This window comes from Kribbella amoyensis (assembly GCF_007828865.1).
Classification (GTDB): Bacteria; Actinomycetota; Actinomycetes; order Propionibacteriales; family Kribbellaceae; genus Kribbella; species Kribbella amoyensis.
Genome location: NZ_VIVK01000001.1, coordinates 4,628,264 through 4,640,597, shown reverse-complemented (window position 1 = coordinate 4,640,597; position 12,334 = coordinate 4,628,264). Strand labels below are relative to the sequence as shown.

Here is a 12,334-nt window from a genome sequence, read left to right as displayed (position 1 = left end):
GCGGCACCCCGGCCCGGATGAGGCCGGGGTGCCGTCCGGGTGCAGGCCTGAACGTTAGCCCCAGGAGGCTGAATCGATGACCGTCACTCCCACCCCCGCCTCGGTTGCCGCCGGCACCGTACTGGCGCTGCGGGGTGTCTCCAAGCGCTTCGGCGCGGTCCAGGCACTGAAGAACATCGACCTGGACGTCCGCGCCGGCGAGGTGCTCGCCCTGGTCGGCGACAACGGCGCCGGCAAGTCGACGCTGGTGAAGACGATCGCCGGGGTGTACACCGCCGACGACGGCACGATGGTGTTCGACGGGCAGGAGGTCCGGGTCGGCAGTCCGGCCGAGGCACAGCAGCTCGGTATCGCCACGGTCTTCCAGGACCTGGCCCTGTGCGACAACCTCGACGTGGTCGCGAACCTCTACCTCGGCCGCGAACTCCGGCAAGGCCGGGTGCTCGACGAGGTGGAGATGGAGCGGTCCTCCTGGGAGCTGCTCCGCCAGCTGTCCGCGAAGATCCCGTCGGTCCGGATCCCGGTGGCCAGCCTGTCCGGCGGCCAGCGGCAGACCGTCGCGATCGCCCGCAGCCTGCTCGGCCAGCCCAAGGTGGTGATGCTGGACGAGCCGACCGCCGCCCTCGGTGTCGCCCAGACCGCCGAGGTGCTGAACCTGGTCGAGCGACTGCGGGAACGCGGTCTCGCGGTGATCCTGATCAGCCACAACATGGCCGACGTGATGGCGGTCGCCGACCGGGTCGCGGTCCTGCGCCTCGGCCGCAACAACGGCGTCTTCACGGTCAGCGAGACCAAGACGCAGGACATCATCGCCGCGATCACCGGCGCCACCGACAACGCGGTGTCGGAGCGCGCGGCACGCCGTACGCACCAGGAGGGGTCGGCTTCATGAGTGTCGAGAATTCCGAGGCACGGGTCCAGGACACGGTCCCGCCGGGTGCCGACGGCAACGGAAAAGGGGCAGCGGGCAACGAGACCGCGCTGCCGGCCGACCTGCAGGACGAGCGGCTGATCGCGAGCCACGGGGTCGGCGGGGCGATCTCGGCGTTCACCGCGCGGCTGAAGTCCGGTGACCTGGGCTCGGTACCGGTCGTGGTCGGGCTGATCATCATCTGGGCGGTGTTCCAGATCGCGAACAGCTCCTTCCTGTCCAGCCGCAACCTGGTGAACCTGACCCTGCAGACCACCTCGGTCGGCGTGATCGCGATCGGCATCGTGCTGGTCCTGCTGCTCGGCGAGATCGACCTGTCCGTCGGCTCGGTCAGCGGCCTGGCCGCCGCTGTCCTCGGGGTCACTTTCGTCAACGAGGGCTGGCCACTGGTCCTGTCGCTCGTCGCCGCCGTCGTCCTCGGTTTGGTGATCGGGTTGTTCTACGGCGCGCTCTACAACCGGTTCGGCGTCCCCAGCTTCGTCATCACGCTGGCCGGTCTGCTCGGTTTCCTCGGTCTGCAGCTGCTGGTCCTGGGCAAGGAAGGTTCGCTCAACCTGCCCTTCGACTCCGCGCTCGTCGGTTTCGCCACCCGCAGCTTCCTCTCCCCCGCACTGGCCTACGGGCTGGTCGCGGTCGTCGTCGCGGTGTACGTGCTGACCCGGCTGCGCGGTAGAGGCGCCCGCGTCGCGGCCGGTCTGTCGGCGGCACCGAACTCGATGATCGCGGTCAAGGCCGGTGCCCTCACCCTGGTCCTGCTGGTCCCGGTCCTGGTCCTGAACGGCGACCGCGGCGTCTCGTCGATGTTCGTGCTGTTCCTCGCCCTGGTGGTGGCCACGGACTTCGCGGTCCGCAAGACCCGGTGGGGCCGCTCGGTGATGGCGGTCGGCGGCAACGTGGAGGCCGCGCGGCGAGCTGGGATCAACGTCCGGATGATCTACCTGTCCGTGTTCGCCGCGTGCTCCACCTTCGCGGCCGTCGGCGGCCTGCTCGCGGCGGCCCGGCTGGTCGCGGTGAACCAGAGCAGCGGTGGCGGTGACACCAACCTGAACGCGATCGCGGCCGCGGTGATCGGCGGGACCAGCCTGTTCGGCGGCCGCGGTTCGGCGTACTCCGCCCTGCTCGGCGCGCTGGTGATCATGTCGATCTCCAACGGCCTGGCGCTGCTCAGCCTGGACTCCAGCGTGCGGTACATGGTCACCGCCGGCGTGCTGCTGATCGCCGTCACCATCGACTCGCTCAGCCGCCGCAGCCGGCAGGCCCACGGCCGGGCGTAGACCCTCGAAGTCCATCCGGTCCCCGGGGCAGCTGCCCGCTCGGCCCCGGGGACCACGGGTCGCCGCTCTCCGCCCGAGCGGCGACCCGTTTCCTTTGCCTCAGGCCCATTACGACGAAGACCCTCACCCCGCTCGGGGTGAGGGTCTTCCTGGTCGTGCGGCCGGCTCAGGCCGTGGCGGCGGTCAGGTCGACCTTCGGCTCGGCGAAGTGGCAGGCCGCGGTGTGGCCGCCGGTCGAGCGCGGCTTGATCTCCAGCAGCGGCTCCTGGGTGGCGCAGATGTCCTCCGCCTTCCAGCAACGGGTCCGGAACCGGCAGCCGCTCGGCGGGTCGATCGGCGACGGGACGTCCCCGACCAGCCGGATCCGCTCCTTCGGCGGGACGCCGCGGATGGTGCCCAGGTCCGGCGCCGCGGACAGCAACGCCTGCGTGTACGGGTGCTGCGGGGCGCCGTAGATCTGCTCCCGCGGTCCCTGCTCGACGATCTTGCCCAGGTACATCACGGCGACCTGGTCGCAGAAGTGCCGGACCACGCCGAGGTCGTGCGCGATGAAGACGAAGGCGATCCCGAGGTCGCGCCGCAGGTCCTCCATCAGGTTCATCACCTGGGCCTGGATCGACACGTCCAGCGCGGAGACCGGCTCGTCGGCGATGATCACCTCCGGCTCCACCGCCAGCGCCCGGGCGATCCCGATCCGCTGCCGCTGGCCGCCGGAGAACTCGTTCGGGTACCGGTTGTGGTGCTCCGGGTTCAGGCCGACCCGCTCGAGCAGCTCCTGGACCCGCTCGAGCTCCTTGCCCTTCTTCACCAGGTTGTGCACCCGCAACGGCGTACTGATGATGTTGCTGACCGTCTGCCGCGGGTTCAGCGAGCTGTACGGGTCCTGGAAGACGATCTGCAGCTCCCGCCGGAACGGCCGCAGGTCCTTCTCCTTCAGCCGGGCGATGTCGGTGCCCTTGAAGAGGATCTGGCCGGACGTCGGGGTGAGCAGCCGGGTGATCATCCGGCCGGTGGTCGACTTGCCACAGCCGGACTCGCCGACCAGGCCGAGGCTGCCGCCGGGCTTCAGGTCGAAGCTGACCCCGTCGACGGCCTGCACGACCTTCTTGGTGCGGCCGAGACCGGCCGCCTCCTTGATCGGGAAGTGCATGGTCAGATCGCGGACCTGCAGCAGCGGGGTGGTGCCGGCGGAGGTCGCGGTGGTGTCCTGCGCGTTCGTGCTCATCTCTCTCCTCAGCCCAGTCTCGGTGCGACCTCGGCCTCGTAGACGGAGGCCTTGTCGTGCAGGTGGCAACGGGACGTGTGCGCGCCGGCGCCGTCGACCGGCAGCAGCTCGGGCAGCTCGGTGGTGCAGCGCTCGCCCTTCACCCGGTCCTTGTACGGGCACCGCGGGTTGAAGGAACAACCGCCGGGCAGGTTCAGCAGGCTCGGCGGCAGGCCCTTGATCGGGCGCAGCCGCTCGCTCGCGGCCGACACCGTCGGGATCGACTCGAGCAGACCCCAGGTGTACGGCATCCGCGGGTTCGCCAGCACGTCCTCGGCGGTGCCGTACTCGACGCAGCGGCCGGCGTACATGACCAGGACGTCGTCGGCCATCTCGGCGACCACCCCGAGGTCGTGGGTGATCAGCACGATCGCCGAGCCGAACTCCTTCTGCAGGTTGTTCAGCAGGTCCAGGATCTGCGCCTGGACGGTGACGTCGAGCGCGGTGGTCGGCTCGTCGGCGATCACCAGCTTCGGGTCGTTGACCAGGCCCATCGCGATCATCGCGCGCTGCCGCATCCCGCCGGAGAACTCGTGCGGGTACTGCTTGAACCGGCGCTGCGGGTTCGGGATGCCGACCAGGTCGAGCATCTCCAGGGCGCGCTTCTTGGCGACCTCCTTGCCGACCTTGTGGTGCACCAGGTAGGCCTCGGCGATCTGGTTGCCGACGGTGTAGAGCGGGTGCAGCGAGGACTGCGGGTCCTGGAACACCATCGACACCGCGTCGCCGCGGATCTTCATCAGGTCGTTCTCGGACAGGCCGACGATCTCGTCGCCGCCGAGCCGGATCGACCCGGTGATCTGGGTCCGCTTGCGGTCGTGCAGGCCCATCACGGCCATGCTCGAGACCGACTTGCCGGAACCGGACTCGCCCACGATCGCGAGCGTCCGGCCGAGCGGCACGGTGTAGCTCAGCCCGTTCACCGCGCTGACGAGGCCGTCGGCGGTGGGGAACTTCACGGTGAGGTCGCTCACCTCCAGGTACGGCTTCTCCCCGCTCGGGTTGAGCGAGGCCTGGCGGCGTTCGCGGGTGGCGATGGCCGGGCCGCGCCTGGCGTCCGGCGCGGCCGTCGCGTCTGCGGAGTCGGCCATGGTGTCCTGGATGTCCTTCCGTCCGTCGTCCGCCGGGGTGCTCACGAGAGCCTCACCCGCGGGTCGACGATGCTGTAGGCCACGTCGACGAGGAAGTTCATCGCGACGAGGATGACCGAAGCGACCAGCACGGTGCCCATGATGACCGGCAGGTCGTAGTTGTTCAGGCTCTCCAGCACGAGGTTGCCGAGACCCGGCAGATCGAAGATCCGCTCGGTGAAGATCGCGCCGGCGAGGCTGCCGGCGATGTCCAGGCCGAAGATCGTGATGACCGGGATCAGGCCGGAGCGCAGCGCGTGCTTGTAGGTGACCTTCCGGTCCGACAGGCCCTTGGCCCGGGCGGTCCGGATGAAGTCCTCGCTGAGCGTCTCCACCATCGAGCCACGCGAGTAACGCGCGTACTGGGTGCAGTTGTAGATCCCGATCACCAGCCACGGCGTGAGCAGCCCGAGGAACCACTTGGCCGGGTTCTCGGACAGCGGCGTGTAGCCGCCGCGCGGCAGGATCGGGTACAGGATCGTCAGGTACAGCGAGATCATCAGCGCGACGATGTAGTACGGGACCGAGCTGAGGATCAGCGTGCTGGACATCAGCACCCGGTCCCCGACGGTTCCGCGTCTCTTCGCGGCCATCGAGCCCACGAAGACACCGATGGTGAGGACCAGCACCGCGTAGCCGGCCACCAGCGACACCGTCACCGGCAACCGGTCCTTCAACATCTCGGTGACCGGCCGGTCGTTCTTGAAGGAGAAGCCCAGGCAGGGCGCCGCGCACTCCTGCGTGGTGCCGGACGTCTCGAAGGTCCGCCCGGCGAAGATGCCCGCCGTGTACTCGGCGAACTGCTGCACCTTCGGCTTGTCGAGGTGCAGGTTCTGCTTGATTTCGTTGTAGCGCTCCTGGGTGCAGTTGCGCTCACCACAGATCGCCGCCGCCGGGTCCGTCGGCGCGACGAAGAACAGCGTGAAGGTCGCGATCAGCGTGACCAGCACGACGCTGAGCGCGCTCACCAGCCGGCGCGCCACGAAGTAGAGCACGAGGGATTCTCCTCACCGATCGGGGTGGTGACCGAACCGAGGTCCGGTCACCACCCCACCATCAGATGATCAGACTGCTAGATGTTGCTCGACCGCAGTCCGGATCAGGGCTGCTTCAGGTACAACGAGGTGAACTCGGGCAGGCCCTGGGTCACGTCGTTGATGGCGTGGCCGATGTTCTTGCCGACCGGGAACGCGGAGCCGGCGTAGTACAGCGGAACCGCCGGGAGGTGCTTCTCCAGGATGTTGCGGTCGACCTTCATCCACTCCTTGAGCTGCTCGTCCGGCGTCAGGTTCGCGACGCGGTCGATCTCGGTGTCGAGGGCCTTGTCCTGCAGCTGACCGACGGAGTTGCCCAGGCCGATCGCGTCGGACTTGAACAGCACCGGGTACCAGGAGGTACCGGCCGGCCAGTCGGAGCACCAACCGGTCGGGGTCTTGCCGACGTTCACCGGCGCGTTCTGGTCACCGGTCAGGGTGCGGATCTTCGCCTTCGGGACACCGATGGCCTTCACCTTGAAGCCGGCCTTCTGGAAGACCTGGGTGCGCAGCTGGTTGACCTGGGTGGCGATCTTGTCGTCGTTCGAGTAGTACCAGCTGAGCTCGAAGTTCTCCTTGCCGAGCTCCTTCAGCTTCGCCTTCACCTCGTTGGCGACAGCCTCGTCCTCGGCGCCCTTACCGGTGCCGTTCAGGCCCGGCAGCTCGTACTTCTCGTAGCCCGGGACGGCCGGCGGCAGGATCGTCGAGGCCGGGATCGCGGTCTGCGGGTCGAGACCGGCGACCTTGCGCCACGAGTCGTACGGGTACGCCTTGGCGATCAGCTGACGCACCTCGAGCGGGATCTTGCGGGTGTCCATCGGCCAGGTGATCGTGCACGGCGAGGCGCCCTTGATGATCTGGCTCTGGTCCTTGACCTCGGGGTAGAGGCTGACGTCCAGGTTCGAGTAGTTCAGCGCGCTGGCGTCCGGGCCGGAGGAGGCCAGGACCTGACGCTGCACCTTGATGGTGTCCTGCGCGAACTTGAAGTCGAACGCGTCCGGGTACTGGTGCCGGACCGGGTCGCTGTTCGCGTCCCAGTTCGGGTTCTTGCTGAGCTTGAGCTGCGAACCCGGGGTGTACGACTCGACCTGGTACGGGCCGGTCGCCATCGGCTTCTGCTCGTAGTTCTTCTTGGTGTCCTTGGCCTTCGGGATCGGCGTGAACATCGGGAACGCCGCGTAGAACGGAAGGTCGTCGAACTTCTTGGCCAGGTGGATGACCAGGGTGCTGTTGTCCGGGGTCTCCACACCGGCGTAGGCGTCGCCGCCGGCCGCGTACGGGCCCTTGTACTTGTCGCCGTCCTTGAAGAACTGCATCTGGTACGTGGGTCCGGCGTCGTACAGGTCGTGCGCGAAGGACCGCTTGATCGCGTACGCGAAGTCCTCGGCCTTGACCTCGGAGCCGTCCATGTACTTGATGCCCTGCTTGAGCTTGAACGTCCAGGTCAGGCCGTCGGCCGACTTGGTGCCCAGGTCCTCGGCGAGGTCCGGTACCAGGACCGGCTTACCGGTCTTCTCGTCCAGCTGGTACTGGGTCAGCGACCGGTACATCAGCTTGGCGATCTGGTTGCCGTCGGTGTAGTAGATGTTCGTCGGGTCGAAGGTGTCCGGCGTCACGTCCGACAGGACGGTGATCGTGCCACCCTTCTTCGCCCCGTCGATCTCCGCCGCCGGGCCCTTGAGGGTCGGGTCGGTGGCCTTCTCCTGGGCCTGGCCGGCATCGCCCGTGTTGTTGCCGCCGCTGTTGTTGTTCGACGAGGGGCTACCGCAGGCCACGGCGGCCAGCATGACCGTCGCCGCGACAGCGGTGATCCGCTTCCACTGCATTGTCGTGTTTCTCCTTTTCTGCCGCTGGGGCAACGCCGGGCTACCGGCGGGTCTTGGGGTCGAAGGCGTCTCGGACGGCGTCACCGAGCAGCGCCAGTGCGAGCACCAGCGAGGTGATGCCGAGCACCGGCAGCCACAGGTACAGCGGGTCGGCCTTGAACCAGTTCGTCGCGGTCGCGATCGTCTGACCCCACGACGGGATCGGCTCGATCAGACCGACGCCGAGGAAGGACAGCCCCGCCTCCGCGGTCACGTAGGCCGGCAGCGCCAGCGATGCCGAGATCACGATCGGCGCGACCAGGTTGGGCAGCAGCTCCTTGAAGAGTACTTGCCGGGTCGGCACGCCGATCGCCTTCGCAGCGAGCACGAACTCGCGCTCACGCAGGGACAGCACCTCGCCCCGGATGATGCGGGCCAGACCCGCCCAGCCGAAGAACGAGAGTACGAAGATCAGGACGAAGAACCTCGTCGAGGCCTGCTCGTCGGGTGTGAGGTTGAACGAACCGCCGCGCAGCGACTCCACGATCGGCACCATCGCGATCGCGAACAGCAGGTACGGCAGGCTCAGCACGAAGTCGATGCACCAGGAGATGACCCGGTCCACCCAGCCGCCGAGGAAGCCGGCCAGCAGGCCCATCACGACGCCGACGACGGTGCCGAAGATGGTCGCGGTGAAGGCGACCATGAGCGACGGGCGGGCGCCGTACACCCAGCGGGCGAAGTTGTCCCGGCCGGTCTTCGGCTCGACGCCGAACCAGTGGTCCGGGGTGATGCCGATCACCGGGAAGCCGTAATCGTCGACCAGATCCGGCTGGAAGGTACCGATGTCGGCGCCCTCGAGCTTGGCCAGCAGCGGCGCGAAGATCGCGATCAGGATGAAGAACAGCACGATGCTCGCGCAGACCACCGCGACCCGGTCCTTGCGCAACCGGTCCATCGCGATCCGGGTCGGCGACTTGCCGTGCGCGACGGTCGCGTCGCGGACCGGCTCCGCCGAGGCCGGGTGTTCCTCGACCCCTACGGTCGAGTCGGGTGAACCGATGCTCATTCGCGCTCCGTCAGCTCTGTCAGCCAGATTCCCGATGCCGGTCCGGCCACGGTCTGTAGATCGGGCCGAACCTTGGTCCTGCGGTGGTTCGGGGCAAATCCCCTTGACACCCCGGTCCCCCACAACCGCGCGCTAGCCTGCCCGACGATGTGACAGCAGACCAGCGGTGTCCGGCAGCAGTGTACAAATCGTTACCGGAACGCATATCGCACCGGTACATTTCGTTCCAATGCTTACGGTGTGCAACCGATCGTCCACGAAAAGCGGCGGCACAGCACCGACACTGGCCCATTTGTGCCAGAATGTCACACACCGTGAAGAAAGTTGAGCGGCTCGTCGATCATTACAGCGAGTGATCAAACGACGTTTTCCGGGCCGCTCAGCTGCCGTCGAAGAGCATAGACGGCGGCCGCAAGGCCCCCGGAATCCGCACCGCTTCCCCCGGGCAGACCGAAGCCCCGGCCACCTCGTCGAGGCGGCCGGGGCTTCGTGGCCCGGTCAGCTCTCGCGGACGTGGACCGTGACGAACGGGGGCTTCACGACGTCGAACAGCTCCTGCCGGCCGCGGATGTCGACGGCGACCTGGTCGCCCTCCTTGACGCTCGCGTCCAGCAGGGCCAGCGCGATGCCCTTCTTCAGGGTCGGCGAGAAGGTGCCCGACGTGACCTCGCCGAGCGCGCCGCCGTCGGGACCGACGACGTTCATGTGCGGCCGCGGGATGCCCCGGCCGACCGCGCGCAGGCCGCGCAGGATCCGGGCCGGGCCGGCCTCCTTCTCGGCACGCAGGGCCTGGTCGCCCCAGAAGTGCTCCTTCTTCCAGCCGACCGCCCAGCCGGACCGCGCCTGCACCGGGGTGATGCTCGGCGAGATGTCCTGCCCGTGCAGCGGATAGCCCATCTCGGTCCGCAGGGTGTCCCGCGCGCCCAGACCGGCCGGGACGATGCCGTACTGCTCCCCCGCGGCCAGGATCGCGTCGAACACGGCGACGGCCGCCTCGTTCGGGACGACGAGCTCGTACCCGCGCTCGCCGGTGTACCCGGTCCGGCAGACGACGACCGGGGTACCGGAGAAGTCGGCGACCGCGAAAGCCATGTAGTCGTGGCCGATCGGCAGGCCGAGCGCGGAGACCACCTCGTCGCTGTGGGTGCCCTGGACCGCGAGGATCGCGTAGTCGTCGTGCCGGTTCGTCACCTCGACGCCCTCGGGCGCGGACTCCTGCAGGCGCCGGACCACCTCGGCGGTGTTGGCCGCGTTCGGGATCAGGAACACGTTGTCGTCGGCGTGCAGGTACGCGATCAGGTCGTCGACCACACCGCCGTCCTCCGCACAGCAGAGCGTGTACTGCGCCTGGCCGGAGGCGATCTTGCCCAGGTCGTTGGTCAGGCAGGCGTTCACGTATGCCGCAGCGCCCGGACCCGTCACGGTCGCCTTGCCGAGGTGGCTGACGTCGAACACACCGACCGCGGTCCGGACCGCGGTGTGCTCGGCCACCACCCCGCCGTACTCGAGCGGCATCTCCCAGCCGCCGAACTCGGCGAACTTGGCTCCCAGGGCGACGTGCCGTTCGTGCAGCGGGGACTTCTTCAAGGTGCTCATGGAGCGGAACCTACCTGAACGTGCCCTGCCGCGACGGTCGGGCAAGCCACTGCGGGGCACCGGCGCGTAGCATGCGGAGGCAGCATGCACGTACCGTCACGACCGGGCACATCTGCCACCCGGTCAAGGAGGACTGAGGATTCCGTGAGCACCATCACCCTGAGCAAGTCCGATGCGGCGAGCGTCAAGACCGACGTCGTCGTCATCGGCGTCGTCAAGCTCGACGGCGGCGTCGCCCTGCCGGCCGGCACCGAGTCGCTGAACGCCGCGTACGACGGCAAGCTGGTGGAGGTGCTGTCGGGGCTCGGCGCCACCGGCAAGGCCGGCGAGGTGACCAAGGTCCCCGGCCCGAAGCCCGGCAAGTCGGCGCTGCTGGTCGCGGTCGGCCTCGGCACCGCCCCGGACGGCGAGCTGAAGACCGAGGACCTGCGGACCGCGGCGGGAGTGGGCGTACGTGCTGCCAAGGCCTCCCAGTCCGTCGCGTTCGCGCTGCCGACGCCGGACGCCGATTGCGTCCGCGCCGTCGCCGAGGGCGCGCTGATCGGGCGGTACGCGTTCACCGCGTACAAGTCCGAGGCGACCAACGACGCCCCCGGCAACCTCACGGTGCTCACCGACCTGGCCCGGAACAAGGACGCCAAGGCCGCGCTGGAGCGGGCCTCGATCGTCGCCGACGCGGTGCACCAGGTGCGCGACTGGGTGAACATGCCGCCGTCCGACCTGCACCCGGCCGAGTTCGCCGAGCACGTGCAGAAACTCGGCAAGGAGTACGGCGTCAAGGTCGAGGTGCTGGACGAGAAGGCGCTGGCCAAGGGCGGGTACGGCGGCATCCTCGGCGTCGGCCAGGGCTCGAGCCACCCGCCGCGGCTGATCCGGATCAGCTACACGCCGAAGAAGCCGGTCACCCACCTCGCGTACGTGGGCAAGGGCATCACGTTCGACTCCGGCGGCCTGTCGCTGAAGACCGCGAGCGGCATGATCAGCATGAAGGCGGACATGGCCGGCGCGGCCGCCGTCGTCGGCGCGACCCTGGCGATCGCGCGGCTCGGCCTGCCGGTCCAGGTCACCACGTACGCCGCGATGGCGGAGAACATGCCGTCCGGTTCGGCGGCGCGGCCGTCCGACGTGCTGACGATGTACGGCGGCAAGACGGTCGAGGTGCTGAACACCGACGCCGAGGGCCGCCTCGTCCTCGGCGACGCGCTGGTCCGGGCGTCCGAGGACCAGCCCGACCTGATCGTCGACGTGGCCACCCTGACCGGCGCCTGCGTCGTTGCCCTCGGCACCAAGGTGGCGGGCGCCTTCGCGAACACCGACACCGCCCGCGAGCGCGTGGTGGACGCCGCCCTGGCCGCGGGCGAGGCGATGTGGCCGCTGCCGATCCCCGCCGAGATGCTGGACAAGCTCAAGAACCACTCCAAGGTCGCCGACCTGGCCAACATCACCGGCGAGCCGTGGGGCGGCGCGCTGGCGGCAGCAGCCTTCCTGGGCGACTTCGTCGAAGAAGGCATCGACTGGGTCCACCTCGACGTAGCGGGCCCGGCCTTCAACGACGGCGGCCCCTCCGGTTACACCCCCACCGGCGGCACCGGCTACGCAGTCCGAACCCTGGTAGAGCTGGCCGCAGCCACAGCCTGAAGTAGTGCAGTACCACCCGAGCCGCCGGAAGCCTGAGGGCCCCGGCGGCTCGGCCGTTCCAACCGTTGGTTGCCGGCGGCGCGGGTTGCTCTGAGCAGATAGCTGACCGGGCTCCACAGGTGGGTGTACGACCCACAGACGAGCATGCTCGCGTCCCCAGCCCCCCAGACCAGCGATCAGCTGACCGCCGCGCCAACTAGCTGAATCCGCGTGCGAGGTTGGTCGTGGTCAGGCCAGGCCGTTCTTCTTCTGGCGGGCGTTGTACTCGCGCATGCGGGGTGGATAGCCGACGACGGCCGCGTCGTACGACGGGATGCCCAGCTTGTTGGCGAAGGAGTGGGCCCACTCGACCGACGGCACGCGGCGCCGCGTCCACTCGCCGTCGATGGCGACAAGCAGCATCGTGTAGTCCGTCACCGCCGTGCGCGGCTCGACGAACCCCTCGACGCCCTGCCGCGTCTGGGCGAACTCCCGGAGGTGCGCCTGGTCCGGATTGTCCGACCGGCGCATCGTGCCCGGCCTCTGCCGGCGACCGAACCACTTCATGACGTAAGTGTCCCCTATCACCGCAAGTCCCTCCCAGCACCACGCCC

General features: G+C 68.8%; 10 protein-coding genes. 3 read left to right on the top strand and 7 right to left on the bottom strand.

Going from position 1 to position 12,334, the window contains the following annotated elements:
• Positions 1 to 76: 76 nt before the first annotated feature.
• Together FB561_RS21855 and FB561_RS21850 are read left to right on the top strand one after the other, a co-directional pair.
• Entirely contained in the window at positions 77 to 892 is an 816-nt protein-coding gene (locus FB561_RS21855; protein ID WP_145809636.1) for an ATP-binding cassette domain-containing protein, read from the top strand.
• Positions 889 to 2,205, top strand: coding sequence for a sugar ABC transporter permease (locus FB561_RS21850; RefSeq protein WP_202880697.1), 1,317 nt, complete (start codon positions 889 to 891; stop codon positions 2,203 to 2,205). Before FB561_RS21855 ends, FB561_RS21850 begins: the two co-directional genes overlap by 4 nt.
• A 166-nt stretch (positions 2,206 to 2,371) precedes the next feature.
• Here the strand turns inward: FB561_RS21850 and FB561_RS21845 are convergent, their stop codons facing one another.
• From FB561_RS21845 to gcvT, 6 genes are all read right to left on the bottom strand, one after another.
• Positions 2,372 to 3,430, bottom strand: coding sequence for an ABC transporter ATP-binding protein (locus FB561_RS21845; protein ID WP_145809634.1), 1,059 nt, complete (start codon positions 3,428 to 3,430; stop codon positions 2,372 to 2,374).
• An 8-nt stretch (positions 3,431 to 3,438) separates the two neighbouring features.
• A complete protein-coding gene (locus tag FB561_RS21840) occupies positions 3,439 to 4,560 on the bottom strand; it encodes an ABC transporter ATP-binding protein (protein WP_202880696.1) in 1,122 nt (373 codons plus the stop codon).
• A gap of 41 nt (positions 4,561 to 4,601) precedes the next feature.
• A complete protein-coding gene (locus FB561_RS21835; RefSeq protein WP_145809632.1) occupies positions 4,602 to 5,594 on the bottom strand; it encodes an ABC transporter permease in 993 nt (330 codons plus the stop codon).
• A gap of 104 nt (positions 5,595 to 5,698) precedes the next feature.
• A complete protein-coding gene (locus tag FB561_RS21830; protein ID WP_145809630.1) occupies positions 5,699 to 7,459 on the bottom strand; it encodes an ABC transporter substrate-binding protein in 1,761 nt (586 codons plus the stop codon).
• Positions 7,460 to 7,499: 40 nt separating this feature from the next.
• Positions 7,500 to 8,507, bottom strand: a complete 1,008-nt coding sequence (locus tag FB561_RS21825; protein WP_145809629.1) for an ABC transporter permease — start codon at positions 8,505 to 8,507, stop codon at positions 7,500 to 7,502.
• 498 nt (positions 8,508 to 9,005) lie between these two features.
• Positions 9,006 to 10,103, bottom strand: coding sequence for a glycine cleavage system aminomethyltransferase GcvT (gcvT, locus tag FB561_RS21820; RefSeq protein WP_145809627.1), 1,098 nt, complete (start codon positions 10,101 to 10,103; stop codon positions 9,006 to 9,008).
• 144 nt (positions 10,104 to 10,247) lie between these two features.
• Between gcvT and FB561_RS21815 the strand changes: the two genes are divergently transcribed.
• The gene (locus tag FB561_RS21815) at positions 10,248 to 11,741 is read left to right on the top strand and encodes a leucyl aminopeptidase (RefSeq protein ID WP_145809625.1); all 1,494 of its coding nucleotides are present in this window, start codon (positions 10,248 to 10,250) and stop codon (positions 11,739 to 11,741) included.
• Positions 11,742 to 11,969: 228 nt separating this feature from the next.
• On the opposite strand, the gene FB561_RS21810 is transcribed toward FB561_RS21815, so the two are convergent.
• Positions 11,970 to 12,287, bottom strand: a complete 318-nt coding sequence (locus FB561_RS21810; protein ID WP_145809623.1) for a hypothetical protein — start codon at positions 12,285 to 12,287, stop codon at positions 11,970 to 11,972.
• Positions 12,288 to 12,334: the final 47 nt, after the last annotated feature.